Annotated in this window: 20 protein-coding genes and 1 tRNA gene; 11 read left to right on the forward strand and 10 right to left on the reverse strand. The window is 67.1% G+C overall.

All coding sequences use genetic code 11. From position 1 onward, the window contains the following. Positions 1-157: 157 nt before the first annotated feature. Complete coding sequence (ppc, locus tag AVHM3334_RS01255; protein WP_284408937.1) at positions 158-3,025, reverse strand: phosphoenolpyruvate carboxylase; 2,868 nt, start codon at positions 3,023-3,025, stop codon at positions 158-160. Positions 3,026-3,166: 141 nt separating this feature from the next. Here ppc and hemC point away from each other — a divergent pair, with 141 nt between their 5' ends. The 4 genes from hemC to AVHM3334_RS01275 are packed head-to-tail and all read left to right on the forward strand — an operon-like array spanning position 3,167 to position 7,387. Next, positions 3,167-4,105: a hydroxymethylbilane synthase gene (hemC, locus tag AVHM3334_RS01260; RefSeq protein ID WP_284408939.1), complete on the forward strand. Its 939-nt coding sequence runs from the start codon at positions 3,167-3,169 to the stop codon at positions 4,103-4,105. Positions 4,106-4,149: 44 nt separating this feature from the next. Continuing rightward, a complete protein-coding gene (locus AVHM3334_RS01265) occupies positions 4,150-4,995 on the forward strand; it encodes a uroporphyrinogen-III synthase (RefSeq protein ID WP_284408941.1) in 846 nt (281 codons plus the stop codon). After that, a complete protein-coding gene (locus AVHM3334_RS01270; RefSeq protein WP_284408944.1) occupies positions 4,992-6,089 on the forward strand; it encodes a uroporphyrinogen-III C-methyltransferase in 1,098 nt (365 codons plus the stop codon). Before AVHM3334_RS01265 ends, AVHM3334_RS01270 begins: the two co-directional genes overlap by 4 nt. 20 nt (positions 6,090-6,109) lie before the next feature. Further along, the gene (locus AVHM3334_RS01275) at positions 6,110-7,387 is read left to right on the forward strand and encodes a heme biosynthesis protein HemY (RefSeq protein ID WP_284408946.1); all 1,278 of its coding nucleotides are present in this window, start codon (positions 6,110-6,112) and stop codon (positions 7,385-7,387) included. 54 nt (positions 7,388-7,441) lie between these two features. Here AVHM3334_RS01275 and AVHM3334_RS01280 read toward each other — a convergent pair whose 3' ends face one another. Continuing rightward, positions 7,442-9,202 carry an ATP-binding cassette domain-containing protein gene (locus tag AVHM3334_RS01280; RefSeq protein ID WP_284408948.1) on the reverse strand — a complete coding sequence of 587 codons (1,761 nt, stop codon included), beginning with the start codon at positions 9,200-9,202 and terminating at the stop codon, positions 7,442-7,444. 221 nt (positions 9,203-9,423) lie between these two features. Between AVHM3334_RS01280 and AVHM3334_RS01285 the strand changes: the two genes are divergently transcribed. Beyond that, a complete protein-coding gene (locus AVHM3334_RS01285) occupies positions 9,424-10,044 on the forward strand; it encodes a VOC family protein (RefSeq protein ID WP_284408950.1) in 621 nt (206 codons plus the stop codon). A 51-nt stretch (positions 10,045-10,095) separates the two neighbouring features. Here the strand turns inward: AVHM3334_RS01285 and AVHM3334_RS01290 are convergent, their stop codons facing one another. Further along, positions 10,096-11,946: a M48 family metallopeptidase gene (locus AVHM3334_RS01290; RefSeq protein ID WP_284408952.1), complete on the reverse strand. Its 1,851-nt coding sequence runs from the start codon at positions 11,944-11,946 to the stop codon at positions 10,096-10,098. Between the two features lie 292 nt (positions 11,947-12,238). Here AVHM3334_RS01290 and AVHM3334_RS01295 point away from each other — a divergent pair, with 292 nt between their 5' ends. Then, on the forward strand, positions 12,239-15,133 hold the full coding sequence (locus tag AVHM3334_RS01295; protein ID WP_284408954.1) for a valine--tRNA ligase: 2,895 nt from the start codon (positions 12,239-12,241) through the stop codon (positions 15,131-15,133). 68 nt (positions 15,134-15,201) lie between these two features. Further along, complete coding sequence (gene galU / locus AVHM3334_RS01300) at positions 15,202-16,092, forward strand: UTP--glucose-1-phosphate uridylyltransferase GalU (protein ID WP_284408956.1); 891 nt, start codon at positions 15,202-15,204, stop codon at positions 16,090-16,092. Positions 16,093-16,269: 177 nt separating this feature from the next. Here galU and AVHM3334_RS01305 read toward each other — a convergent pair whose 3' ends face one another. The 3 genes from AVHM3334_RS01305 to cysM all read right to left on the reverse strand — a co-directional run bounded on the left by AVHM3334_RS01305 (position 16,270) and on the right by cysM (position 18,092). Beyond that, on the reverse strand, positions 16,270-16,497 hold the full coding sequence (locus tag AVHM3334_RS01305) for a sulfurtransferase TusA family protein (RefSeq protein ID WP_284408958.1): 228 nt from the start codon (positions 16,495-16,497) through the stop codon (positions 16,270-16,272). A 30-nt stretch (positions 16,498-16,527) separates the two neighbouring features. Continuing rightward, complete coding sequence (locus tag AVHM3334_RS01310; RefSeq protein WP_284408960.1) at positions 16,528-17,073, reverse strand: NUDIX domain-containing protein; 546 nt, start codon at positions 17,071-17,073, stop codon at positions 16,528-16,530. Positions 17,074-17,186: 113 nt separating this feature from the next. After that, on the reverse strand, positions 17,187-18,092 hold the full coding sequence (gene cysM, locus AVHM3334_RS01315; protein WP_284408962.1) for a cysteine synthase CysM: 906 nt from the start codon (positions 18,090-18,092) through the stop codon (positions 17,187-17,189). A gap of 43 nt (positions 18,093-18,135) precedes the next feature. Here cysM and AVHM3334_RS01320 point away from each other — a divergent pair. After that, a tRNA-Leu gene (locus AVHM3334_RS01320) sits at positions 18,136-18,220 on the forward strand. Between the two features lie 229 nt (positions 18,221-18,449). On the opposite strand, the gene AVHM3334_RS01325 is transcribed toward AVHM3334_RS01320, so the two are convergent. From AVHM3334_RS01325 to AVHM3334_RS01340, 4 genes are all read right to left on the reverse strand, one after another. Further along, the gene (locus AVHM3334_RS01325) at positions 18,450-18,629 is read right to left on the reverse strand and encodes a CsbD family protein (RefSeq protein WP_284408963.1); all 180 of its coding nucleotides are present in this window, start codon (positions 18,627-18,629) and stop codon (positions 18,450-18,452) included. Positions 18,630-18,819: 190 nt separating this feature from the next. Next, positions 18,820-19,032: a hypothetical protein gene (locus AVHM3334_RS01330; RefSeq protein WP_284408965.1), complete on the reverse strand. Its 213-nt coding sequence runs from the start codon at positions 19,030-19,032 to the stop codon at positions 18,820-18,822. Positions 19,033-19,752: 720 nt separating this feature from the next. Further along, a complete protein-coding gene (locus AVHM3334_RS01335; protein ID WP_284408967.1) occupies positions 19,753-19,971 on the reverse strand; it encodes a hypothetical protein in 219 nt (72 codons plus the stop codon). Positions 19,972-20,106: 135 nt separating this feature from the next. Then, positions 20,107-21,003: a LysR substrate-binding domain-containing protein gene (locus AVHM3334_RS01340; protein WP_284408969.1), complete on the reverse strand. Its 897-nt coding sequence runs from the start codon at positions 21,001-21,003 to the stop codon at positions 20,107-20,109. Positions 21,004-21,194: 191 nt separating this feature from the next. On the opposite strand from AVHM3334_RS01340, the gene AVHM3334_RS01345 reads away from it, so the two are divergent. The 3 genes from AVHM3334_RS01345 (at position 21,195) to AVHM3334_RS01355 (ending at position 25,603) form a co-directional block, all read left to right on the forward strand. Further along, the gene (locus AVHM3334_RS01345) at positions 21,195-22,391 is read left to right on the forward strand and encodes an acyl-CoA dehydrogenase (protein ID WP_284408971.1); all 1,197 of its coding nucleotides are present in this window, start codon (positions 21,195-21,197) and stop codon (positions 22,389-22,391) included. A gap of 145 nt (positions 22,392-22,536) precedes the next feature. Further along, the gene (locus AVHM3334_RS01350; RefSeq protein WP_284408973.1) at positions 22,537-23,799 is read left to right on the forward strand and encodes a CaiB/BaiF CoA transferase family protein; all 1,263 of its coding nucleotides are present in this window, start codon (positions 22,537-22,539) and stop codon (positions 23,797-23,799) included. A gap of 217 nt (positions 23,800-24,016) precedes the next feature. Continuing rightward, positions 24,017-25,603, forward strand: coding sequence for a methyl-accepting chemotaxis protein (locus AVHM3334_RS01355; RefSeq protein ID WP_284408974.1), 1,587 nt, complete (start codon positions 24,017-24,019; stop codon positions 25,601-25,603). The last annotated feature ends 105 nt before the right edge of the window (positions 25,604-25,708 follow it).

The following is a 25,708-nucleotide window of genomic DNA, read 5'->3' on the forward strand; positions in this document are numbered from 1 at the left end:
TTTCGAATCACGGATTCTAGAAAACAAAGCGGAGCAGAAACACGGAGTCGCCCATATTTTTGGCTACGCAACGTAACTATTAAAAACGACAAGGAAGGACAGCATCCGCTGAAAACCCACCATGCCGAGCTGCGCCAGCAGGCGCGCCCCCACCGCCTCAGCCGGTATTGCGCAACCCCGCAGCGATGCCGTTGATGGAGATGTGAATCCCCGTCTGCACGCGCTCGTCGCCCTGCCCCGCACGCCAGCGGCGCACCAGTTCGACCTGCAAATGGTGCAGCGGGTCGATGTACGGAAACCGGTGTCGGATCGAGCGGGCCAGGGCGGTGTTGTGGGTGAGGCGGTGCTTCTCGCCCGTGATGCGGGTCAGCGCGTCGGCCGTGCGCTGCCACTCCGCCTCGATGGCGCTGAAAACCCTCTTGCGCAATCGCGTGTCGGCGACCAGTTCGCTGTAGCGCGAGGCCAGGGCCAGGTCGCTCTTGGCCAGCACCATGTCCATGTTGGACAGCAGCGTGCCGAAGAACGGCCACTGGCGGTACATCTTCTGCAGCAGCGCCATCTGCGCCTTGGGATCCTGGCCGGGCTGCTTGACGAAGGCTTCCACCGCGGCGCCGAAGCCGTACCAGCCCGGCAGCGTGAGCCGGCACTGGCCCCAGCTGAAGCCCCAGGGAATGGCGCGCAGGTCTTCGATGCGCTGGCTGGGCTTGCGCGAGGCGGGCCGCGAGCCGATGTTCAGCTCGGCGATCTCGCGGATGGGCGTGGAATTGAAGAAGTAATCGGTGAACCCCGGGGTGTCGTACACCAGCGCGCGGTAGGCGCCCATGCTGGCCACCGACAGCTGCGCCGCCGCTTCCAGAAAGTCCTTGGTGGCGGGCTTGGTGGGCTGCAGCAGCGTGGCCTCCAGCGTGGCGGCGACCAGCGTTTCCAGGTTGCGCCGGCCGATTTCGGGGTTGGCGTATTTGGAGGCGATGACCTCGCCCTGCTCGGTCAGGCGGATCTGCCCGCGCACGGTGCCGGGCGGCTGCGCCAGGATGGCCTGGTAGCTCGGCCCGCCGCCGCGGCCCACGGTGCCGCCGCGGCCGTGGAACATGCGCAGCTGGATGCGGTGGCTGGCGGCCAGCTCGTCGAACAGCGCCACCAGAGCGATCTCGGCGCGGTACAGCTCCCAGCTGCTGGTGAAGATGCCGCCGTCCTTGTTGCTGTCGCTGTAGCCCAGCATGATGTCCTGCTCGGCGCCGCTGGCCTGCACCATGGCGGCGAAACCGGGCACGGCGTACAGCTCGCGCATGATGGGCGCGGCGTTTCGCAGGTCTTCGATGGTCTCGAACAGCGGCACGACGATGAGGTCGGTGGTGGCGGGCCTGGCGCCGCTGCCCGGTGCGGCGGACTCGGCATCGAGCGTGCCGTGCATCAGGCCCACTTCCTTTTGCAGCAGCAGCACTTCGAGCAGGTCGCTCACCGTTTCGGTGTGGCTGATGATGTAGTGGCGGATGGCCTGCGGGCCGAAGCGCTCGCGCATCTGCCGCGCCGTCTCGAAGATGGCGATCTCGCCCGTGGTGTGCTCGGAATACGTGGCGCCCACCACGCGCAGCGGCCGGGCATCGGCCAGCAGGCGCAGCAGCAGCGCGCGGCGGTCGGCCTCGGGCAGGGCCGCGTAGTCGGGCTCCACGCGCGCGGTGGCCAGCAGCTCGGCCACCACCTTTTCGTGCTGGTCGGAGCTTTGGCGCAGGTCCACGGTGGCCAGGTGAAAGCCGAACACCTCCACCGCGCGCACCAGCGGGTGCAGGCGCTCGGCGGCCAGCGCCGCGCCGCGGTGCGAGCGCAGCGAGGCCTCGATCACGCGCAGATCGGCCAGAAAAGCCTCGGCATCGGGATAGGGGTTTTGCGGCGCGACGGCATGGCGCGCGGCCTCGCCGCCGGTCAGGTTGCGCAGCGTGGCGGCCAGCCGGGCATAGATGCCGGTGAGCGCGCGGCGGTACGGTTCGTCCTGCCGGTGTTCGCTGTGGTCGGGCGAGCGCTCGGCCAGGGCCTGCATGTCGGGCGAAACCTGCACCAGGCGGGCCGACAGCGACAGTTCGCCGCCCAGAAAATGCACCTCGGTCAGGTAGTGGCGCAGCGCCACTTCGGCCTGCCGGCCCAGCGCCAGCGAGAGCGTGGCCGCGCTCACGTTGGGGTTGCCGTCGCGGTCGCCGCCGATCCACTGGCCCATGCGCAGGAAGCTCGCCACGGGCTGGTTGCCCAGCTCGCGCTCCAGATCGGCGTAGATCTTGGGGATCTCGCGCAGGAAGGTCGATTCGTAGTACGACAGCGCGTTCTCGATCTCGTCGGCCACGGTGAGCTTGGTGTAGCGCAGCAGCCGCGTCTGCCACAGCTGGGCCACGCGGGCACGCAGCCGCGCCTCGTTGGCGGCCAACTCGCGCGGGGTGAGCGCGTCCTTGGCGCTGTTGTACAGCTGGGCGCGCACCTGGATGTCGCCGCGCTCGGCCAGCAACTGGGCGATGTCGCGCTCGGCGTCCAGGATGCTCTTGCGCTGCACTTCGGTCGGGTGGGCGGTGAGCACCGGGGCCACATAGCTCTTGGCCAGCGTCTGCGAGATGGTGCGCGGCGCGATGCCCGCCCAGCGCAGCCGGGCCAGGGCCACCTCGATGCTGCCCTCCTGCGCGCTGCCGGCGCGCTCGTGCACGGTGCGGCGGCGGATGTGGTGGCGGTCCTCGGCCAGGTTGGCCAGGTGGCTGAAATAGGTGAAGGCACGGATCACGCTGACCGTCTGGTCGCCCGACAGGCCCTTGAGCAGCTTCTTGAGCGCCTTGTCCGCCTCCTGATCGGCGTCGCGGCGAAAGGCCACCGACAGCTTGCGCACCTGCTCGACCAGGTCATAGGCGGCGACCCCTTCCTGCTCGCGGATCACGTCGCCCAGAATGCGGCCCAGCAGGCGGATGTCCTGGATCAGCGGCAGGTCCTTGTCGGTCCTGCGGGGCGCGGCCGGTGCGGGCGCGGCGTCGGTTTTGCGGGGGGTCGCGTTCATGCGGAAAGGGTCTCCTGCGCGCTCGGCGCATCATGGACAGAGGGCGGCTGCTGCAGCGGCCCATGCTAGCATCCCCGCTGCCCGCGCCGCACGGCGCCCGGCCTCGCGCGCACCCTCGCGCCAGGCCCTCCCGACACCGCGATGAATCTCTCTCCACACCCCTCCTTTTCCCCCCTCGTGATCGCCACCCGCGAAAGCCGCCTGGCCCTGTGGCAGGCCGAACATGTCCGCGCCCTGCTGCAGGCCCGGGGGCATGCGGTGGAGCTGCTGGGCATGACCACCAGGGGCGACCAGATCCTGGACCGCACGCTCAGCAAGGTGGGCGGCAAGGGCCTGTTCGTGAAGGAGCTGGAAGTGGCGCTGGAAGAAGACCGCGCCCAGATCGCCGTGCACTCGCTGAAAGACGTCCCGATGGAGCTGCCCCAGGGCTTTCACCTCGCGGCGGTGATGGAACGCGAAGACCCGCGCGATGCCTTCGTGTCCAACCACCACGCACGCCTGGCCGACCTGCCCCAGGGCGCGGTGGTGGGCACCTCCAGCCTGCGCCGCCAGGTGCTGCTGCAGGCCCTGCGGCCCGACCTGAAGATCGAGCCGCTGCGCGGCAACCTGGACACCCGCCTGCGCAAGCTCGACGAAGGGCTGTACGACGCCATCGTGCTCGCCGCCGCGGGCCTCAAGCGCCTGGGCCTGCACGACCGCATCCGCACGACCTTCGAGCCGTCCGAGATGCTGCCCGCCGCAGGCCAGGGCGCGCTCGGCCTGGAGGTGCGCAGCCACCGGCAGGACGTGATCGCCGCGCTGGAGCCGCTGGCCCATTGGCCCAGCTGGCTGGGCGTGACGGCCGAGCGCGCCGTGAGCCGCGCGATGGGCGGCAGCTGCTCCATGCCGCTGGCCGCGTACTCCCACTGGAAGGCGGACGGCACGCTGCAGCTCGACGCCGCGTGGGGCGACCCGCAAGGCGTGCTGCCGCTGGTGCGCGCCAGCGTGTCGGGCGCCGTGCAGACCCTGGCGCAGGCCGATGCCCTGGGCAGCGACGCCGCAGCGCAGTTGTGCGCACGCGGCGCGCAGCCCGCTGGCTGAAACCCTCTGCCGTCACTTCCCTCCTTCCACTCAGATTCCGTCCATTGAGCCTTTCGCACCACACGTCCCCTGCCCGCCGCGCCATCGTCACCCGTCCCGAGCGCGATGCCGCGAAGTGGGTCGTCGGCCTGCATGCCCGTGGCATCGAGGCGGTGGCGCTGCCGCTGATCGCCATTGCCGGCTGCAGCGATCCCGAAGCGGTCGCGGCGCTGCGCCAGGCGCGCGAGGGCTGGGACACCTACCGTGCGGTGATGTTCGTGAGCGCCAACGCCGTGCGCTACTTCTTTGAGTCAAATCGGCCTCCAGCGCAATTGGCACTAGGGGGTATTGCTACAAAAACAAGAGCATGGTCACCCGGCCCCGGGACCGCCCAGGCATTGCGCGAGTGCGGGCTGCCCGCGGACAGGATCGATCAGCCCGCAGCCACGGCGGGGCAGTTCGATTCCGAATCGCTCTGGGAACAGGTGCAGCCGCAGGTGCGGCCCGGTGACCGAATCCTGATCGTGCGCGGCAGCCAGGGCGATGCGGACGGCCCCGGCGACACCGCCCAGGGCGGCACGGGGCGCGAATGGCTGGCGCAGCAGATCGCCGCCGCCGGGGGGCAGGTGGAGTTCGTGGCGGCATATGAACGCTGCGCACCGCAGCTCACCCCGGAGCAGCAGGCCCTGGCCACCGGGGCCGCCACCGATGGCTCGCTCTGGCTGTTCAGCAGTTCCGAAGCGGTGGCCCATCTCGCCGCGGCGCTGCCCGGCCAGGACTGGCGCGATGCCCGCGCGCTGGTCACCCACCCGCGCATCGCGCAGGCCGCCGACGCCGCAGGCTTCGGGGCCGTGCGGCAGTGCCGGCCCGCCTTCGACGACGTGGTCGCCTCGATAGAATCGCACCCATGAGTTTCGAGCCCGCTTCCGCCCCCGCCGCCCCACCGCATGCCGCCCCTGCCTCTGCGGCCGCCGTGCCCGCGAGAAGCGGGGCCGGCACCCGCTACGCGCTCTGGGCGCTGGGCCTGGTCGCCGCGGCCGGCCTGCTGGGCAGTGCCCTGCTGTGGCAGCGGCTCAACAGCATTCAAGAGCAACTGGCCCGGCAGACGGCCGACTCCGGCGCCCAGTCCATCGAAGCCCGCACGCTGGCTCACCAGGCGCTCGATGTGTCGCGCGAAACCTCGGCCCGCCTGACGGTGAACGAGACCCGCGTGAGCGAAGTCGCCCTGCAACGCGCCCAGCTCGAAGAACTGATGCAAAGCCTGTCGCGCTCGCGCGACGAGAACCTGGTGGTGGACATCGAATCCGGCATTCGCCTCGCGCAGCAGCAGGCCCAGCTCACCGGCAGCCTGGAGCCGCTGGTGGCGGCCCTGAAGAGCGCCAACCAGCGCATCGAACGCGCCGCCCAGCCGCGCCTTGCACCCCTGTCGCGCGCCATCGGCCGCGACCTGGAGCGCATCGGCGCCGCCCAGGTGACCGACACCGCCGGCCTGCTCGCGCGGCTCGACGATCTGGTGCGGCAGGTGGACGAGCTGCCCCTGCAGAACGCGGTGGCACAGGCCGCCGCGACGCGCCGCATGAATTCCCAGGTGCCCGCCGGTGACAGCACCTCGCCGCCCGCAGCGCCCAGCCCCTGGTGGCAATCCGCTTTGCAGCGCGCCTGGGAAGTGGTGCGCGACGAGGCCCGCGGCCTGCTGCGCGTGAGCCGCATCGACCGGCCCGAGGCGATTTTGGTATCCCCCGACCAGGCGTTCTTCCTGCGCGAGAACCTGAAGCTCAAGCTCATGAACGCCCGCCTGGGCGTGCTGGCCCGCCAGCTCGACTCGGCCCGCGCCGACCTGGCCGCCGCGAGCGCAGCGCTCAACCGCTACTTCGACCCGGCGTCGCGCCGCACGCAGATGGCCGCCACGGTGCTGCAGCAGGCGCAGTCGCACATCCGCACGGCCGAACTCCCGCCGCTCGACGAAACCCTGTCCGCCCTGGCCACGGCCGCGGCGGGCCGCTGAGCCACCAGAGGACCGCACCCATGCGCGCAGCTCTCTGGTTTCTGGCACTTTTTGGCGTGGCCGTCGCGGCCGCGCTGTTCGCGGGCAACAACCAGGGCACGGTGACCCTGTTCTGGCCGCCCTACCGCGTCGATCTGTCGCTCAACCTCGTCTTGCTGCTGCTCTTCGGCGGTTTCGCCACGCTGTACGCCGCGCTGCGGGCCCTGGCCGCACTGCTGGAGCTGCCCCGCCAGGCCCGGCGCTGGCGCGCGCAGCAAAAGGAACGCTCCATGCACGCGGCGCTGCTCGATGCGCTGTCGCAACTGCTGGCCGGGCGCTTCATCCGCTCGCGCAAGGCCGCCACCGCCGCCCTCGCGCAGGAGCAGGCGCTGGAAGCCTCGGGCGAGGCCGTTCCCCACGGCCGCCAGCTGCGCACGCTGGCCCATCTGGTGGCCGCCGAAAGCTCGCATGCGCTGCAGGACCGGGCCACGCGCGAGGCGCATCTGCAAAACGCGCTCAACAACATTCCCGACCGCGCCCCGGTCACCGAACTGGAACTGCGCGAAGGCGCCCACCTGCGCGCCGCGCGCTGGTCGCTGGACGAGCGCGACGCCAATGCCGCACTCGAACGCCTGGCGGCCCTGCCCCAGGGCGCGGCCCGGCGCACGCTGGCCCTGCGCGCGCGCCTGAAAGCCACGCGCCTGGCACACCAGACGCAGGAAGCCCTGGAAACCGCTCGCCTGCTGGGCAAGCACCGGGCGTTCTCGCCCAGCGCGGCGCAGAGCATCGTGCGTGGCCTGGCCATGGAGCTGCTGAACGGCGCACACGACCCCGCCCAGTTGCAGCAGGTGTGGATGTCGCTGGAGCCCGCCGAGCGCGCCATGCCCGAGCTGGCCATCCACGCTGCGCAACGCCTGAGCACCCTGGGCGGCGACGCGGCGCAGGTCCGCCAGTGGTTGCTGCCCGTGTGGGAGCGCATGGTGGAACTGCCCCACGCCATTACCGACCACCAGGCGCTCAAGCTGGTGCGCGCGCTGGAAAACAACCTGGACGCGCTCGACACCGCCTGGCTGGCCCGCATCGAATCGGCCCAGCAGGCCAACCCGCGCGATGCGCGCCTGCAGTATCTGGCCGCCATGGCCTGCCTGCGGCGCCAACTTTGGGGCAAGGCGCAGCAAATGTTCACGCAGGCCACGGTCCAACTGGGCGATGCCAGCCTGCGCTGCAGCGCTTGGCGCCACCTGGCCGAAATGGCCGAGCGGCGGGGCGATATCGAAGCCGCCGCCGCTGCCTGGAAGAACGCCGCGCTGGCGTCCTGACGGCGCACCTGCCGCACGCCGCTCTCGCGCCGCGCCGGCATGCCGGCCGAGGGCTCACTGCAACGCCACCTGCGGCTCGGCATCCAGGTTCCACCCATCCTTCTCCCCTTCCCAGGCCCACACGGCCTGCGGCGCCAGGGCCTGCAAAAAGTGGCGGTCGTGCGAGACCACCAACAGCGCCCCGGTGAACGATTGCAGCGCAGATTGCAGAGCCTGCACGGCCCGCGCATCCAGGTGATTGGTGGGCTCGTCCAGCAGCAGCATCTGCGCAGGTTCTCCGCCCCAGAGCGCGCACGCCAGTGCGGCCTTGATGCGCTCGCCGCCGCTCAAAATGCCGGCAAGCCGCTGCACGCAAGCGGCATCCAGCCCCAGTTGCGCAAGTCGGGTGCGCAGCACGGCGGTCGGCAGCGGCGAGCCGGTCTGCGCCAGCCGCTCCAGCACGCTCTGGCCGGGTGGCAGCAGCGTGGCGCTGTGCTGGTCGAGCCAGGCGGTCCGCACGGCGCAGTGCACCCGGCCCGAAGCCGGCGCCAACTGGCCGGCCACCCTGCGCAGCAACGTGGTCTTGCCGCAGCCGTTCGGGCCGGTGATGGCGATGCGCACGGGCCCGCTCCACACCCCGTCCAGCGGCTGTGCGCCGCAAGCAGGCTGCGGCGGCACGGCGCGTTCCAGCCGCAGCACGGGCTTGCCTGCGGGAATGGCGCTTTCCGGCAGCGCAAGGGCCAGCGCCGCGGCAGCGCCCACTCGCCCTGCGGCCTCGCGCACGGCCGTGTCGAGCCGCTCGGCCGCCTGCAGGCGGCACTCGTGCTCACGGCCTGCGAAGGCCTCTGCGTTGCCCTTTTTGCGGTCCAGCAGCAAAAGCGACTGGTTCGTGTCCTTGCCGGCAGTGCGACCCCGGGCGGCGCGGCGGGCCTGTGCGTCGTGCTGCCGTCGAAGGTCGCGCAGCGCGGCATCGCGCTCGGCCCGCGCATGGTGCAGCGCGGCGTGCGCCGCCTGGGCTTCGGCGCCGTGCTGCGCCTCGTAGACGCTCCAGGCACCGCCATAGGTGCGCAGGCCGTGGTGCGTGAGTTCTGCGATGCGGTCCACCCCCTCCAGCAGCGCACGGTCGTGCGTGGCCACCAGCACGGCGCCGCGCCAGGCGCCCAAGGCCGAGGCCAGCCAGCGCTTGGCGGGCGCGTCGAGGTGGTTGGTGGGCTCGTCGAGCAGCAGCACATCGGCCTCGGAGAAAAAGGCGCCGGCCAGGGCGACGCGGGCGCGTTCGCCACCGCTCAACAGGGCCGCGTCATGCCCGGCCGGCAGATGGGCCAGGCCCACGCCTTCGAGCGTGCGCTGCCAGCGGGCGGCCCAGTCCCACCGGCCCTCGGCCATCAGCAAGTCCGCGTCTCCGCCCTGCCCGGCTTCCAGGCGTGCCAATGCCTGCAGCACCGCATCGAGGCCCGCCAGCGCCGCCACCGTGGTGCCGGCGCGGTGCTGGTCCACGGCATGCACGCGGCAATGCCGCACCACCGCGCCAGTGGCGGGCTCCAGCGTGCCTGCGGCCAGCGCGAGTAGCACGCTCTTGCCCACGCTGTTGTCGCCCACCAGGCCGGTGATGCCGGGGGCAAGGCTCAAGTCCAGCGCCTGGGCCCACAGCGCTTCGCCGTCGGCGCGCCGCCACTGGACCCCGCACAGCCGCAGCAAGGAACCTTCGCGCGAGAGCGAAGAAGCGGGGGCGGAAGCATCGGAAACGGATGCGGGAGAGGAAGAAGAGGAAGAGGAAACCGGAGCAGCGTCGAATGCTCCGCGGTGCGGACGGTGGTCCGCGTTGAATGTCGCCATGGTGAAGCTCCAAGCCATCGGGTCGGCCGCTTCCCGCACAAGGGCGAAGCGGAACGGACGGAAGGGGGGCTTACAGGCGCATGGGTGAAGAACCTCGGTGGGCGGGGGTCGAAACGATCGAAGGGCCGCACTATAAAGCGGGCCGGGCGCCGATGAAAATTCACTCATATGAAATTAATTACGGATAGTACAATTTTAAAAATCATACGATGGAGACCGCCATGAACGCCGTGCTGAAGCCCGATCTGTCCACCCTGCCCCCGCCCGCCGCCGTGCAGCAACTGCACCACTACGCCTACAAGGCGCGCGACGCCGAGGAAACGCGGCATTTCTACGAAGACATCCTGGGCCTGCCGCTCTATCACATCATCCAGAGCGACTACGTGCCCAGCACGGGCGAGTACTGCCCCTACACGCACTTCTTTTTCAGGCTCAAGGACGGCTCTTTCATCGCTTTCTTCGACCTGGGCGACGACGTGAAGGCCGAGCCTTCGCCCAACACGCCGCTGTGGGTCAACCACATCGCGTTCCGCGTGGACACGGTGCAGGAGCTGGAGAACACCAAGGCCCGGCTGCAGGCGCACGGCATCGAGGTGCTCGGCGTGACCGATCACCACATCTTCAAGAGCATTTACTTTTTCGATCCGAACGGCATCCGCCTGGAGCTGTCGGCGCAGTTGGCCGACGCGCAGCAGATGGAAAAAGACAGCACGGTGGCCCACCAGCGCTTGAACGAGTGGACGGCGCGCAAGGAGCAATGGCGCAAGGAGCGCGCCGAGGGCAAGAGCGCTGCGCCGCTCAAGCCCGCGCAGAACGACCGGCCGGAATACGCCAAGGGCTGACCGGCTCGCATCGCCGCGCCGCCCGCCGGGGCTGGGGCCAGAACCGGCCGTTCAGTCGTCCAGGGCTTCGCGCCCGCGCATGACCTGGTGGCGCTCCCAGTAGTGCTCCAGCGTCGCCTTGAAGCGCTGCTTGTCCTTCTTGAGGCCGGGAAGCTTGAGCTTCGTGGTCTTGGCGCGCAGCAGGCTTTTTTCCGGGTGCGTGATGGTGAGCGAATCGCCCAGGATGCTGTCCTTGAAGGCCATGGCCTTCACCGCGTCCCAGGGCACGGTGGCGCCATCGGCCGAGGTCGTGATGCCTTCGTGGCTCACCTGCACCGTGCGGCCGCCCTTCAGCGCGAACTGGCGGGCAGGAAAATACTTGAGCACCACAGCCAGTTCCTCGGCATTGGCAGGCTCGTAGCGGTAGGCCAGGCTGCGCTCGTGGCCTTGCGCGAAGGCTTGTTCATAGTCGCTCCACAGCCGCTGCTCGATGGCATCGGCCGTAATAATGTCCTGCGCCCAGGTGCGCTCAGGGGGCCGCACCACGATGGCGCCGTAATCCGACTCGGGCAGCACCCAGCCCACGCTGCGGATGCGCTCGGGCATGGGCGGGTGGGTGTCGAACGGATGCGGCACATGCGCCGTCTGCATCGCGGCCTGGAACTCGGCGGACTGCGCGTAGGGCGGCAACCCGCGCGAGATGAAGTGCGCAATGCCGAGCGCGCCGGCCAGCTGCTCTTCCTTGTCGAACAGGTCGCTTTCGATCTTGTGGCGGTACTTGGCATAGGCCGCGATCTTGACCAGCGACTGGCCGATGGCCTGCGGCGACACCAGTTGCGCAGCGACGCGGTCGGCCTTGAATTCGCGGGCACGGCTGTCGCGCGCCAGGGCCCATTCGAAGATCAGGCGGTACAGCGTCAGCAGCGGCGACACCACGGCCGTCAGGCCCGATGTGCGCATCGCATGGTGGTACTGGTCGTACTGCACCAGCTTCGGCCCCAGCCGCGCGCTGCTCTCGGTATCGCCGCCGCCCAGGTGGGCCAGTTCATGGGCGAAGACGGCATCGGCTTCGGACTGGTCGAGCAGGCGCAACAACGGAATGCTGACGAACAGCGTGCGCCCGGTGAGCATTTTCCCGCCCGCCTGGATGGGCGATTCGGTCACGAAGAAATTGGCATCGATGCCCGCCACGATCTGCTGAGGCGGCGCCGTCTTGAGCCGCTCTGCCATGTGGCGGATGCGCTGCCACAGCAGCGGCGCATCGGCCTCCTGCACCAGTTCGCCCTCGACCTCGCTGTGGCTGTGCACGCGCTTGAAGATGCCCACCACCGCCAGCACCACCGCCACCGCGACCCCGATGCACACGGCCATGATCAGCTTGGGCGAATACCGGTGCCAGAAGTACGCCGTGACCCAGAACGACAGCCACGCCACCATCGCGCCCTCCACCACCACGGCCAACGCGCTCGCTGCCGTCATGAGGCGCCAGCCGGCGATGAAGCTCGCGTGCTGCAGCCTGCGGTTCACGAAAGCCAGCGCGCCCAGCCCCAGCGCGGCCAGCAGCACCACGGCACCCGCCACCAGCGTCCACACCGCCACGGCGCGCGCCATGAAGAACTGCCAGTTGTTGGAGTACCGCGGGCACATGGCCTCGCGGTACTCCTGCGCGTCCGGCGTGGGGTCGGTGCAGATGGTGGACGGGGGATGGGCCCGGTAATAGTCCTTTTGCTCCTGCTTGTCGGCGGGCGAGAGGTCTTTGACGGCTTCGATGCGCGGCTCGATGGCGGCCAGGAACTGTGTGTCCAGGTCGCGCTGCACGTGACCGGCGAAGAAGAACGTGATGAGCGGCACCGCGAACAGCGAGAGCACCGAGAGAAGAAAGGCTTTGCCGAGACCGGCGCGCAGCGTGGGGTGTAGGGCCATGGGTACGGTGTGTTGGAGTGGTAATGGAACCTGGCGGCACGGCACGGAAGCCGGCGGCACCCTGCAAGGGCGCCCCGTTGGCTCCGAGGCCGGCGATTATCGGCACCCATCCTGTTCACATCCTCTTGCAGCGCACGTTAAAAGGTAACAAAGCGATAGCAGGCCACGCCCATTCCACCGGCGCCACCGTCGCGAAGCGGCCACCCCACTGCCTTAAAATGCTCGGTCCCCCCTTGACCGGGCCCGGGCAGGCGCTTTGCCCGTTCGCCCCTCTTCTTGCACACCAGACCCCATGAGCTCGCCCCTGAACCAACCCGGCCTTGAAAGCCTGTCCAAATCCTTCGAGCCCGCCGCCATCGAAGCCCACTGGGGCCCCGAATGGGAACGCCGGGGCTACGGCGATGCGGGCTACCGCGGCTCGCGCCAGGCCCGCGCGGGCGAGCCGTCGTTCGCGATCCAGCTGCCGCCGCCCAACGTGACGGGCACGCTGCACATGGGCCATGCGTTCAACCAGACGATCATGGACAGCCTCACGCGCTACCACCGCATGAAGGGTTTCAACACGGCGTGGATTCCGGGCACCGACCATGCCGGCATCGCCACGCAGATCGTGGTCGAGCGCCAGTTGCAGGAGCAGGGCATCAGCCGCCACGACATGGGCCCCACCCCGCCCGAAGCCCGCAAGAACTTCGTCGCCAAGGTGTGGGAATGGAAAGAGCAGAGCGGCAACACCATCACCACGCAGATGCGCCGCATGGGCGACAGCGTGGACTGGAGCCGCGAATACTTCACCATGGACGACAAGCTCTCCAAGGTGGTGACCGATACCTTCGTGCGCCTGTACGAACAGGGACTGATCTACCGCGGCAAGCGGCTCGTCAACTGGGACCCGAAGCTGCAGTCCGCCGTATCCGACCTCGAAGTGGAGAACGAAGAGAAGGACGGCTCGCTCTGGCACATCGCCTACCCGCTAACGGATGGATCCGGCAGCCTGACGGTGGCCACCACGCGCCCCGAAACCATGCTGGGCGACGTCGCCGTGATGGTGCACCCCGAGGACGAGCGCTACACCCACCTCATCGGCAAGACGGTCACGCTGCCGCTGGTCGGCCGCGAAATCCCCATCATTGCCGATGACTACGTGGACAAGGAGTTCGGCACCGGCGTGGTCAAGGTCACGCCCGCGCACGACCCCAACGACTACGCGGTAGGCCAGCGCCACAGCCTGCCGTTGATCGTCGTGCTGACGCTGCAAGCCACCATCAATGAGAACGCGCCGGCCAAGTACCAGGGCATGGACCGCTTCGTGGCCCGCAAGGCCGTCGTGGCCGACCTCGAAGCGGCGGGCGCCCTGGTCGAAACCAAGAAGCACAAGCTGATGGTGCCCATCTGCACCCGCACGGGCCAGGTGGTCGAGCCCATGCTGACGGACCAGTGGTTCGTGGCCATGAGCAAGACCAGCGAACAGGACCCCACCGGCAAGAGCATCGCGCAGAAGGCCATCGACGCGGTGGCGTCCGGCGAGGTGCAGTTCGTGCCCGAGAACTGGGTGAACACCTACAACCAGTGGATGAACAACATCCAGGACTGGTGCATCAGCCGCCAGCTGTGGTGGGGCCACCAGATCCCCGCGTGGTACGACGAAACCGGCAAGGTGTACGTGGCACGCGACGAGGCCGACGCCCAGGCGCAGGCCGGCGCAGGCGCCAAGCTCACGCGTGACAACGACGTGCTGGACACGTGGTATTCGGCCGCGCTGGTGCCGTTCTCGTCGCTCGGCTGGCCCGAGGCATTGGACGGGCAGGACGCCACCAAGGACTACGACCTGTACCTGCCCTCTTCCGTGCTGGTGACGGGCTACGACATCATCTTCTTCTGGGTCGCCCGGATGATCATGATGACCACGCACTTCACCGGCCGCGTGCCGTTCAAGCACGTGTACATCCACGGCCTGGTGCGCGATGCGCAGGGCAAGAAGATGAGCAAGTCGGAAGGCAACGTGCTCGACCCCGTGGACCTGATCGACGGCATCGCGCTCGATCCGCTGCTGGAAAAACGCTCCACCGGCCTGCGCCGCCCCGAGACGGCGCCCCAGGTGCGCAAGAACACGCAAAAGGAATTCCCCGAGGGCATTCCCGCTTATGGCGCCGATGCCCTGCGCTTCACCTTCGCCGCGCTGGCCAGCCTGGGCCGCAGCATCAACTTCGACAGCAAGCGCTGCGAGGGCTACCGCAACTTCTGCAACAAGCTCTGGAACGCCAGCCGCTTCGTGCTGATGAACTGCGAAGGCCAGGACTGCGGCCTGGAAGAGCACACCCCGGCCGATTGCGAAGGCGGCGGCTATCTGGCCTTCAGCCAGCCCGACCGCTGGATCGTCTCGCTGCTGCAGCAGGTCGAGGCCGAAGTGGCCAAGGGCTTTGCCGAGTTCCGCCTGGACAACGTGGCCAACACGATCTACGACTTCGTCTGGAACGAGTTCTGCGACTGGTATCTGGAAATCGCCAAGGTGCAGATCCAGACCGGCACGCCGGCCGAGCAACGCGCCACGCGCCGCACGCTCATCCGCACGCTGGAAACCATCCTGCGGCTGGCGCATCCGCTGATTCCTTTCATCACCGAAGCCCTGTGGCAGAAGGTCGCGCCCGTGGCAGGCCGCGCGGGCGAGTCGGTCAGCATCGCCGCTTACCCGCAGGCGCAGCTGGACAAGGTGGACGAAGCCGCCGTCGCCCATGTGGCGCGCCTGAAGGCTTTCGTGGACGCCTGCCGCACGCTGCGCGGGGAGATGAACGTATCGCCCGCCACGCGCCTGCCGCTGTACGCCGTGGGCGACGCGGCCTTCATGCGCTCGGCCGCGCCCGCGCTGCAGGCACTGGCCAAGCTCAGCGAGGTGCAGGTGTTCGAAGACGAGGCCGCCTGGGCCACCGCTGCACAGGCCGCCCCGGTGGCCGTGGTGGGCGATGTCCGCCTGTGCCTGCACATGGAGATCGACGTCGCGGCCGAGAAAGCCCGCCTGTCCAAGGAGATCGCCCGCATCGACGGCGAGATCACCAAGGCCCAGGCCAAGCTGTCCAACGAAGCCTTCGTCGCCAAGGCACCCCCCGCCGTGATCGACCAGGAGAAAAAGCGCGTGGCCGACTTCGGTGCCACGCTGGCCCGCCTGCGCGACCAGCTGGCACGGCTGGCTTGATAGCGCCGGCTTCGCCCCAACGTTCACCCTTTACGACACCGACTGACCGACCCCAAGAAGGAGCATCGATGACCGACAACACTTCCGCGATCCGCAAAGCCGTGTTTCCCGTGGCAGGCCTGGGCACCCGCTTTCTGCCCGCCACCAAGGCGTCCCCCAAGGAAATGCTGCCCGTGGTGGACAAGCCCCTGATCCAGTACGCGGTCGAGGAAGCCTACTCTGCCGGCATCCGCCACATGATCTTCGTGACCGGCCGCAGCAAGCGCGCCATCGAAGACCATTACGACACCGCCTACGAGCTGGAAAACGAGCTGGAAGCCGCTGGCAAGAACGATCTGCTCCAACTGGTGCGCTCGGTCGCCCCCAGCGACATGGACTGCGCCTTCGTGCGCCAGCCCCGATCGCTGGGCCTGGGCCACGCCGTGCTGTGCGCCGAGCCGCTGGTCGGCCGCGAACCCTTCGCCGTGCTGCTGGCCGACGATTTGATGGTCGGTGCGCCTGGCGGCCAGCCCGTGCTGGCGCAAATGGCCACCGCCTTCCGCAAGCAGGGCCGCTCGCTGCTGGCCGTGCAGGAAGTGCCCGCCGACCAGGTGCGCCGCTACGGCATCGTGGCCGGTGAACCCGCCGGTGGCCCGCTGATCCGCATCGACCGCATCGTGGAAAAGCCGGCGCCCGAAGACGCGCCATCGCGCATGGGTGTGGCCGGCCGCTACATCCTCACGCCCGGCGTGTTCGACGAAATTCGCAACCAGCCCCAGGGCGTGGGCGGCGAGATCCAGCTGACCGATGCCATCGCACGCCTCATGGCACGCGAGGCGGTCTACGCTTTCCGTTACGAAGGCAAGCGCTACGACTGCGGCAGCAAGGAAGGTTTTCTGGAAGCGACGGTGGAACTGGCGCTGCAGCATCCGCAAGTGGGCGCCGCCTTCCGCGAGTACCTCAAGACCGTCGATATCTGAGCTGAACGCCTGGGGTCCAGCCCTTGCGCAGGGAACTGGACCACGGGCTCGATCCCGCCGAGGGGTTTCGCCCGGGTATTGATGCCGCTACCGTGCCGCAAAAAGCACAGCACGTCACCGCATGGCAACCCCCAACGGGATCGAAAAGAGGGAGCCAGTAGCGCTCGCTGCGCGCCCTCAGCGCCTGCGCAGCAGGTGGATGAATTCTTCCCCCACCGTTTTTTGCTCGACCAGCTCATTGCCCGTTTGCTTGGCAAACGCCTGAAAGTCGCGCAGCGAGCCATTGTCGGTGGAGACCACCTTCAATAACTGGCCGCTGACCATGTCGGCCAGTGCCTTCTTGGCCTTGAGAATGGGCAGCGGGCAATTGAGACCGCGGGTGTCGATTTCCTTGTGGATGTCCATCACGTGCTTCCTGGGCGAATGAGCCCCATTCTAAGCAGCCGAAGGGGCTGCGCCGCTCTGGAAAAAATCCACGAATTCGGGTTCGATGCCTTGCGTTCGCAGCCAGTCGGCCAGAGCGTATCCTGTGCCCGCGGGCCAGCATTTCACGGCCTCCGGAGCGATCAGGCGATAGTCCACCAGTTCCGGCGAAAGCCGCACCTCGCCATGCGCCACCGCGTGGTAGGCAATGATGACCTGGTTCATGCGCCGAAACTCATACACGCCGATGAGCGCCAGGGCGCTCACGTCCAGGTTGGTCTCTTCCTTGATCTCGCGCGTGATGCCTTCTTGCGGCGTTTCACCCGCCTCCATGAAGCCCGTGATCAACGCGTACTGCTTTCCCGCCCAGGCCGCATTGCGCGCCAGCAGCACCTTGCCCTCACGCACCACCACCGCCGCCAGAACCGGCGTCGGATTGTTCCAGTGCGTCCAGCCGCAGGCCGGGCAGCGCAGGCGCTCCACGTCGCCGCCATCCTCCGCCACGGTGATGCGCGCCAGCGGCGTGGCGCAATGGGTGCAGAAACGGGTTTCGTACATAACGCTATATTTTTAATAGCAATCAAGGCAATGGATACTGCGGCAGAGGGCATTTTTTGTCTCAAGTCGGCCGCCGCACGCACCTGAACGAAATGCCGAGACTCTCTTCATGTTCAAGCCGGGAAGACGCCGGTGGACAGGTAACGGTCGCCCCGGTCGCACACCACGAAGACGATGGTCGCATCGGATTCGCGCCGTGCGATTTCCTGAGCGGCCCAGCAGGCACCCGCTGCGGAAATGCCGGCAAAGATGCCCTCTTCGCGCGCCATGCGGCGGCACATCTCTTCGGCGTCGTCCTGGCCCACGTTGATCGTCTCGTCCACCGCCCTCGGGTCGTATATCTTGGGCAGATATTCCTGCGGCCACTTGCGAATGCCCGGAATGCGCGAGCCCTCCTTGGGCTGCGCGCCGATGATCTGGATGGCCGGGTTCTTTTCCTTCAGATAGCGCGACACGCCGGTAATGGTGCCGGTCGTGCCCATCGCACTCACGAAATGCGTGATGCGCCCTTCGGTCTGCTCCCACAGCTCGGGGCCGGTGGTTTCGTAATGGATGCGAGGGTTATCGGGGTTGGCGAACTGATCGAGCACCACGCCCTTGCCTTGCTTGACCATGGTTTCGGCCAGATCGCGCGCGTACTCCATGCCACCGCTCTTGGGTGTGAGGATCAGCTCGGCGCCGAACGCCTTCATGGTCTGGGCGCGCTCCACCGACAGGTCTTCAGGCATCACCAGCACCATGCGATAGCCCTTGATCGCCGCCGCCATGGCCAGGGCAATGCCGGTGTTGCCCGACGTGGCCTCGATGAGCGTATCGCCCGGCTTGATGTCTCCCCGCTCCTGGGCCCGGCGGATCATCGACAGCGCGGGCCGGTCCTTCACCGATCCCGCCGGATTGTTGCCCTCCAGCTTGCCCAACACGACAGTGCCCCGCGCTGCATTCTCTTGTGCCCCGATGCGCTGCAAGGCGACCAGAGGGGTGTGTCCAATCGCATCTTCGATGGTGGGATAAGTCTTCATAGCGCGCTACTGTGCCATAATTCGCGGCTTCAATCTTCGCGTCGCCCGGGTGGTGGAATTGGTAGACGCAGGGGACTCAAAATCCCCCGCCGCAAGGCGTGCCGGTTCGATTCCGGCCCCGGGCACCATGGCTCCTAAGCCGTGGCTTGCAGCTTGGTTCAGTCCCACACTCGCTTGTGGCAGCACTGGCAAATCAAACATCTCTCCTGCCGCTTTTTGCCTATCCATGGCATTGCTACGGTCGTTCGGTTAGTTGCCTTGTTCGGCATCGGCCACCGAGTCGAGCACTCCAACGAAAAAGCCCGATGCGTTTGCACATCGGGCTTCGTAGCAGTAAGGGACCAGTCCTCGCTGCAATTATCGCGTCGCGTCTTTGATGTTTTCTTTGACGTCGCCGTAGTTCTTCTGGATCGTGCCTTCGACTTGCTTGGCGATACCCTTGGCTTGTTGCTCGGGGCTGTTGATCAGCTCGCCGGCCTTTTCCTGAACCTTGCCTGCTGCGTCCTTGAGAGCGCCCTTGACTTGATCGGTATTCATGGTGAGTCCTTTCGGTGAGGTATGTGCAAAACAAAATGGCTTTGCATGGCTGAAAGACTAAAGCGAGGCCTGCAAGGGCAGCGCGGGCGGAAGTCATCCGTTGGCGTCAGCAGCTGCCTACATGCGAAAAAACCCGCGACGTGGGAACGTACGGGTTTCAGGAACTCAACGCTAAGGCGCCGTCAACGCGTCATTTGGTCCATTTGCGCTGCACCTTGGGCTTGACCCGAATGTCCACGGCCTTGCGCACTTCGGGACGACCGGTTTCCTCGTTGGTGTCCACCACGTCTTCGAGCGCGATCTTTTCGACTTCGGAGTTGGTCTGTTCTTCCAGCTGCTCCAGCACCGCACCCACCCGCCTTTCCGCGTCGTCGACCTGGCGCTCGGTGGCGTCGGCAGTCATGGGAAACTCCCGGCGGCCATCCCTATTGCGCGCAGAACGTGGGGAGGTTCGTCCGCCTGTTCCGGCGGAGGCGCGGGGACATCGGGTTCGACGGGCAGATCTGCCTTGTCAGGAGCGTTGGGGTGAGTGGCCATGAAGGGTGCCAGGGATTTGAGGGGGAAATGTGCCGGGTGCCGGCGTGGGGATGCGGGCCGAGATGCTCTGTCACTCCCGACTCAGAGACCGCTCATGACCGATGCGGCCAAGTAGGCGATCCCGAGGCTGGAAAACAGCATGAATCCGGGCAGGACAGTCAGAGTTTCTTTCATATGTTCAATCCTTCAATAGGAACAGACCATCGGAAGCGAGCTATGACTGGCATCCACCGACGCTGGGGGCACAAAAATGGTTACGAGGGCGGGCGGGTTTCATAGCTGTCTTCGATGCGTTTGGCTTGGCGTTTTTGCTTGTCTGTGTAAGCCGGTTTGTCACCTCTTGGCATCGCTGCTCCTCGGATGGGTTGGTCTCGCTGCTTCAGGTTCAATACGCTGTGAAGCGGCACAGGCGATACGTTAGGACCGACCTATCACCTCGTCTGTAGGACGAAGGCGATGCGATGCCGAAGCGTTGGCCGCCGCGCCTTCCGCCCATGAAAAAACCCGGCGTCGCCTTCTGAAACGAAGGGCGATCGCCGGGTTGGAGTGGCTGGCTATCGGGCCAGCGCTGGGAACATCGAAGCGGTCAGCTTTCCTGGCGGCGGATCAGTTGGCGGCCGGTGTCGGTGATGGCCAGATCGCCAGCGTCGTTCTTCGCCACGTAACCGCGTTCGTACAGTCGTCCCGACAGATGGTGCGTGATCGCATCGGTCACGCTGATGGCCTTGCCCATCTCCAGTTGCTTGAGCGCGTTCAGCTCATCCACGGTCGGGTCGAAATACGGTGTGTGATAAACGGTTCCCATGAAGTCTTCTCCTTGTTGGTTGCACAAAGCCACGGTCCGCACGGCCAATACCATGCTTGAGCTGCAGCTGATTCAAGAGTAGCTGCGCCGCCAACGCCTTGCAATCGGATCGCGGCGCAGAAAGCGCCTGGCGGCTCAACTCGCGGCCATGTCCTGCAACCAGCGGGCAAAGGTTGCCAGCACCGGAGTTTGTTCTTGCGACGGGCTGACCAGGTAATAGGCACGTTCCCCGCGCAGCGGGCGTTCGCAGGCGAGCACCAACTCGCCGCGGGCCCGCTCGGCCTCGATGAGCAGCGGGGGCATGAGCGCCACCCCGAGCCCATGCGAGGCCGCCACGGCCAGCATGGAAAACAGTTCGTACCGCGGCCCGTCGAGCGCGCGCGGGGCCTGCACGTCCATGGCCTCGAACCATTGGCGCCAGCCATAGGGGCGCGTGGTCTGCTGCAGCAGCGGCAGGCTGGTCAGTGCCTGGGGCGCCAGCGGTTGTCCGTCCGGCAACAGGCTGGGGCTGCACACGGGCACCACGTCTTCCTGCAAAAGCCATTGGGCCTGGGTGCCAGGCCAGTTGCTGACCTGCTCCGGCGTGCCGGCGTACAGGGCGGCGTCGAACCCGGCGTCGGCGAACAAAAAGGGGCGCGTGCGCGTTTCGATGTGCACGACGATCTCGGGGTGCGCTCGCGCCAGCAAGGGCAGCCTCGGGATGAGCCAGCGTGTGGCGAAAGTGGGCACGGCGGCCAGGGCGATCGCCCCGCCCTGCCCCTGGTGGGCCATGACATCCAGCGTGTCGCGCTCCAGGCCCTGCAGCCAGCGCCCCACCTGCCTTGCATAGTGGGTGCCCGCCGGGGTGAGCGCCACGCCGTGCCGCGTTCGACGAAAGAGCGAGACGCCCAGAAAGACCTCCAGCGCAAGAATCTGGCGCGAGACAGCGCTTTGGGTGAGCGCCAACTCCTGCGCGGCCCGGGTATAGCTTTCATGGCGGGCGGCGGCCTCGAAGCAAGCCAGCGACTGGGTGGAGGGAAGCGTTCGGCGCATGGCGGCATTGTGCCGCCGAAAGCACGATCCCTCTCAAGATATGAGTCAAATGCATTTCTGGATGCACCATCCTCGCTTGCACCGCAGTATCCATGCGCCTACCATTGCACGAAGCACCGACCCCATGCGCTTTATGCACATCGGCCCGCACCTTCATACCTGACACCTTCAGCTTCTCCGGAGACACCCGCATGGCCCACGCTGCCTTCCAATGGAACGACCCCTTCCTGCTCGACCAGCAACTGACCGACGACGAGCGCATGGTGCGCGACGCCGCCGCTGCGTACTGCCAGGACAAGCTGGCCCCGCGCGTGCTGGAGCAGTTCCGCCATGAAAAGACCGATCTCTCCATCTTTCGCGAAATGGGCGAACTGGGCCTGCTGGGCCCCACGATTCCGGAGCAGTACGGCGGCCCCGGCCTCAACTACGTGGCCTACGGCCTGATCGCCCGCGAGGTCGAGCGCGTGGATTCGGGCTACCGCTCGATGGCCAGCGTGCAAAGCTCGCTCGTGATGGTGCCGATCCACGAGTTCGGCTCCGAAGCGCAAAAACAGAAATACCTGCCCAAGCTGGCCAGCGGCGAATGGATCGGCTGCTTCGGCCTCACCGAGCCCGACCACGGCTCAGACCCCGGCAGCATGGCCTCGCGCGCCAAGAAGGTGCCCGGCGGCTACTCGCTTTCGGGCGCCAAGATGTGGATCACCAACAGCCCGATCGCCGATGTGTTCGTGGTCTGGGCCAAGGAAGTGTCCGAAAGCGGCGCGGTCGGCCCGATCCGCGGGTTCGTGCTCGAAAAAGGCATGAAGGGCCTGAGTGCCCCGGCCATCCATGGCAAGGTGGGGCTGCGCGCCAGCATCACCGGCGAAATCGTGATGGATGCGGTCTTCGTGCCCGAAGAGAACGCTTTCCCCGAAGTGCAGGGCCTCAAGGGCCCCTTCACCTGCCTGAACAGCGCGCGCTACGGCATCGCCTGGGGCGCCCTGGGCGCGGCGGAGTTCTGCTGGCATACCTCGCGCCAGTACACGCTGGACCGCAAGCAGTTCGGCCGCCCTCTGGCCGCCAACCAACTCATCCAGAAGAAGCTGGCCGACATGCAGACCGAGATCGCCATCGGCCTGCAGGCCTGCCTGCGCCTGGGCCGCATGAAGGACGAAGGCACCGCTTCGGTCGAAGCCACCTCGATCATCAAGCGCAACAGCTGCGGCAAGGCGCTGGACATCGCCCGCATGGCGCGCGACATGATGGGCGGCAACGGCATCAGCGACGAGTTCGGCGTGGCGCGCCATCTGGTGAACCTGGAGGTGGTCAACACCTACGAAGGCACGCACGATGTGCACGCACTGATCCTGGGCCGGGCGCAGACCGGCATCGCCGCCTTCGCGAACTGACCGGGAAAACCGGGAAAGCAGGCCATGGCGGCGGCCACTGGCCCGCACGGCGAGCCGGCCTTTGCGGGCTTGGAGCCTTTCAGGCCTCCAGCGCAATGAATACGCCGGCATATTGCTACATATTTAATAGCAAAGTGATTGTTGCATGACCGCCCCTTCCCAAGCCCCTGCGGGTGCCCTGGCCGGCATTCGCGTGCTCGATCTGTCCCGCGTGCTGGCAGGGCCCTGGTGCACCCAGGTGCTGGCCGACCTGGGGGCGGACGTGGTCAAGGTGGAGCGGCCCGGCGTGGGCGACGACACCCGCCACTGGGGCCCGCCCTTCCTGAAAGACGACGCGGGCAACGACACGGCGCAGGCCGCCTACTTCACTGCCTGCAACCGCAACAAGCGCTCGGTCACCATCGACATGGCCACCCCCGAGGGGCAGGCGCTGATCCGCCAGATGGCGGAGCAGGCCGACGTGGTGGTGGAAAACTTCAAGGTCGGCGGACTGCAGCAGTACGGGCTGGACCATGCCAGCCTGCGGGCGCTCAACCCCCGGCTGATCTACTGCTCGGTCACCGGCTTCGGGCAGGACGGCCCTTATGCCGAGCGCGCCGGCTATGACCTGATGATCCAGGCCATGACCGGGCTGATGAGCATCACCGGCCGGGCCGATGGCGAACCTGGCGCCGGGCCGTTGCGCGTCGGCGTGGCCGTGATCGACCTGTTCACCGGGCTCTACGCCAGCAATGCCATCCTGGCGGCGCTGCACGTGCGCCAGCGCACGGGCGAGGGGCAGCACATCGACATGGCGCTGCTCGACGTGGGGATGGCCGTTCTCGCCAACCAGGCATCGGGTTTTCTCGCCACGGGCCAGGCACCCACGCGCCAGGGCAACACGCACCCCAGCCTGGTGCCGTACCAGGACTTTCCCACCGCTGATGGGGCGGTACTGCTGGCCATCGGCAACGACGGGCAGTTCGCGCGCTTTTGCGCCGCGGCCGGCTGTGCGGAGTGGGCGCAGGACGCCCGTTATGCCACCAACACCCTGCGCGTTCAGCACCGCGCAGAACTCATTCCCGCCATGCAGGCGGTCACCCGAACACGCACCACGGCCGAGTGGATCGCCCTGCTGCAAGACAAGGCCGTGCCGTGCGGGCCGATCAACACCCTGGCCGAAGCCTTCGACGACCCTCAGGTCCAGGCCCGTGGCCTGCGGGTGGAACAGAGCCGGTGGCCGCAGGGCGCCGCTGGCGACGGCGTGGCCCGCATTGCCGGAGTGGCCAGCCCGCTGCGCCTGTCGGCCACGCCCCCGGTGCTGCACCGGGCGCCGCCCGCATTGGGGCAGCACACCGATGAAGTGCTGACCGAGATGGGCTTGGCGCCAGAGCGGATCGCGGAACTCAGGACGCGGAAAGTGCTGTAGCCAGCCATACGGTTTCACACGCGCTCATTTCTCGAAAGCCTTGCCTGCCCGCAAGGCTTTTTTCATGGGGCTTTCGATGGATCAGTGCAAATCTTTATCGGCATCATTGAGAAATGCTATGTGATAAAAATGATAAATTAAATAAAATCGAATTTCCACGGAACGGCCTTCAGTCCTACATACAGATGCCGTTAAACACCCATACCGGAAATTACCCATGAAACTCAGCCGAAAACTACCGCTCGTGTTCACTTTGGCGCTGCTGCTGCTGTTCGCAGCGGCCCTGGTCGGAATCGGCAGGCTGAACGCTGCGCTCACCACGTACCAGACCACGGTTGCCACCAGTACCGATCAAGAACGGATGGCCTCGGACATCCTGCGCGACTTCCAGGTGCAGGTCCAGGAATGGAAAAACGTGCTGCTGCGCGGCAAGGAGGACGCCCAGTTGTCGCGCTACTGGACCGCCTTCGAAAAGAGCGAATCTCAGGTGCAGACACAGGCACGCAAGCTGCTAGGGGAACTGCCGGCAGGCAACGTGCGCGAGCGCATCGGGCAGTTCCTGGAGGCCCATCAGCGAATGGGCGTGGCTTACCGCAAGGGACTGGAGGCCTTCAAAGCCGCTGGTCGTGATCCGCAGGTCGGCGACCGTGCCGTCCAGGGCATGGACCGCGAACCGGCTCAGTTGCTGGAGCAGACGGGCGAACTGATCGGCAAGGCCAGCGCGGCGGTAGCCTTGGATGCCCAATCGACGGCACGCCAGGCGACCTGGGTCAGCTTGACCGTGATGCTGGTGGTCTGCGCGGCCGGAATCATCGGCGCCGTGCTGTTCAGCCGCACCGTGACGGGCCCGCTGGGCAGCGCGGTGCGCATCTCCGAAGCGGTCGCAGCGGGTGACCTGACCGTCGCGACCGAAGCCCGGGGGAAGGACGAAATCGCACAGTTGCTCAATGCGCTGCACACCATGCAGACCAGCCTGTCGCTGGTGGTGAGCAATGTGCGCGAAAACGCCGACAGCGTGGCGACCGCCAGCAGCGAGATCGCCCAGGGCAACAATGATCTGTCCGCCCGCACCGAGCAGCAGGCCGGCGCACTGGAAGAAACCTCTGCGTCCATGGAGGAGCTGAGCTCCACCGTGCAGGCCAACGCGGAAAACGCCAGGCAGGCCAACCAGTTGGCCATGAACGCTTCGGACGTCGCGTCCAAGGGCGGCGCCGTGGTGTCCGAAGTGGTCGACACCATGCGCGGCATCAACGACAGCAGCCGCAAGATCGCCGACATCGTGGGCGTCATCGACGGCATCGCCTTCCAGACGAACATCCTGGCGCTGAACGCAGCCGTGGAAGCAGCGCGGGCGGGCGAGCAGGGCCGGGGCTTCGCGGTCGTGGCGAGCGAGGTCCGTCAGCTGGCACAGCGCAGCGCCGATGCGGCCAAAGAGATCAAGACCCTCATCCACACCAGCGTCTCGCGCATGCAGAAGGGCTCGGACTTGGCAGACCAGGCCGGCACGACGATGGCGGAGGTGGTCGCCTCCATCCGCCGCGTGACCGACATCGTGGCCGAGATCAGTGCCGCCAACAGCGAACAAAGTGCCGGCGTGTCGCAGATTGGCGAAGCCGTCATGCAGATGGACCAAGCCACCCAGCAAAACGCGGCTTTGGTCGAGCAAAGCGCGGCAGCGGCCGACAGCCTCAAGATGCAGGCCCAACACCTGGTGCAAGCCGTGGCGGTGTTCCGCCTGCCCCCACACGGCGAACCCACAAAACCCCGGTTGCAAAGGGCGCCGGGGCTTGCCCTGGCCGGCTGAGGCATCAGAAAGCCCCGCGAGTCAGCCCAACGTTCTGAGCCAGCTGGCAAGTAGGGGTTGCACCGGCGGCGCTTTCGAAGCACGGGCGCAACACGGAAAAATATT

This window comes from Acidovorax sp. SUPP3334, from assembly GCF_030159055.1.
In the GTDB taxonomy this organism is placed as follows: domain Bacteria; phylum Pseudomonadota; class Gammaproteobacteria; order Burkholderiales; family Burkholderiaceae_C; genus Paracidovorax.

Excerpts from the sequence above, each read along its gene's own strand:
- ppc (WP_284408937.1), bottom strand. The coding sequence starts at position 3,025 with ATGAACGCGACCCCCCGCAAAACCGACGCCGCGCCCGCACCGGCCGCG.
- hemC (WP_284408939.1), top strand. The coding sequence starts at position 3,167 with ATGAATCTCTCTCCACACCCCTCCTTTTCCCCCCTCGTGATCGCCACC.
- AVHM3334_RS01270 (WP_284408944.1), top strand. The coding sequence starts at position 4,992 with ATGAGTTTCGAGCCCGCTTCCGCCCCCGCCGCCCCACCGCATGCCGCC.
- AVHM3334_RS01275 (WP_284408946.1), top strand. The coding sequence starts at position 6,110 with ATGCGCGCAGCTCTCTGGTTTCTGGCACTTTTTGGCGTGGCCGTCGCG.
- AVHM3334_RS01280 (WP_284408948.1), bottom strand. The coding sequence starts at position 9,202 with ATGGCGACATTCAACGCGGACCACCGTCCGCACCGCGGAGCATTCGAC.
- AVHM3334_RS01285 (WP_284408950.1), top strand. The coding sequence starts at position 9,424 with ATGAACGCCGTGCTGAAGCCCGATCTGTCCACCCTGCCCCCGCCCGCC.
- AVHM3334_RS01290 (WP_284408952.1), bottom strand. The coding sequence starts at position 11,946 with ATGGCCCTACACCCCACGCTGCGCGCCGGTCTCGGCAAAGCCTTTCTT.
- AVHM3334_RS01295 (WP_284408954.1), top strand. The coding sequence starts at position 12,239 with ATGAGCTCGCCCCTGAACCAACCCGGCCTTGAAAGCCTGTCCAAATCC.
- galU (WP_284408956.1), top strand. The coding sequence starts at position 15,202 with ATGACCGACAACACTTCCGCGATCCGCAAAGCCGTGTTTCCCGTGGCA.
- AVHM3334_RS01305 (WP_284408958.1), bottom strand. The coding sequence starts at position 16,497 with ATGGACATCCACAAGGAAATCGACACCCGCGGTCTCAATTGCCCGCTG.
- AVHM3334_RS01310 (WP_284408960.1), bottom strand. The coding sequence starts at position 17,073 with ATGTACGAAACCCGTTTCTGCACCCATTGCGCCACGCCGCTGGCGCGC.
- cysM (WP_284408962.1), bottom strand. The coding sequence starts at position 18,092 with ATGAAGACTTATCCCACCATCGAAGATGCGATTGGACACACCCCTCTG.
- AVHM3334_RS01325 (WP_284408963.1), bottom strand. The coding sequence starts at position 18,629 with ATGAATACCGATCAAGTCAAGGGCGCTCTCAAGGACGCAGCAGGCAAG.
- AVHM3334_RS01330 (WP_284408965.1), bottom strand. The coding sequence starts at position 19,032 with ATGACTGCCGACGCCACCGAGCGCCAGGTCGACGACGCGGAAAGGCGG.
- AVHM3334_RS01335 (WP_284408967.1), bottom strand. The coding sequence starts at position 19,971 with ATGGGAACCGTTTATCACACACCGTATTTCGACCCGACCGTGGATGAG.
- AVHM3334_RS01340 (WP_284408969.1), bottom strand. The coding sequence starts at position 21,003 with ATGCGCCGAACGCTTCCCTCCACCCAGTCGCTGGCTTGCTTCGAGGCC.
- AVHM3334_RS01345 (WP_284408971.1), top strand. The coding sequence starts at position 21,195 with ATGGCCCACGCTGCCTTCCAATGGAACGACCCCTTCCTGCTCGACCAG.
- AVHM3334_RS01350 (WP_284408973.1), top strand. The coding sequence starts at position 22,537 with ATGACCGCCCCTTCCCAAGCCCCTGCGGGTGCCCTGGCCGGCATTCGC.
- AVHM3334_RS01355 (WP_284408974.1), top strand. The coding sequence starts at position 24,017 with ATGAAACTCAGCCGAAAACTACCGCTCGTGTTCACTTTGGCGCTGCTG.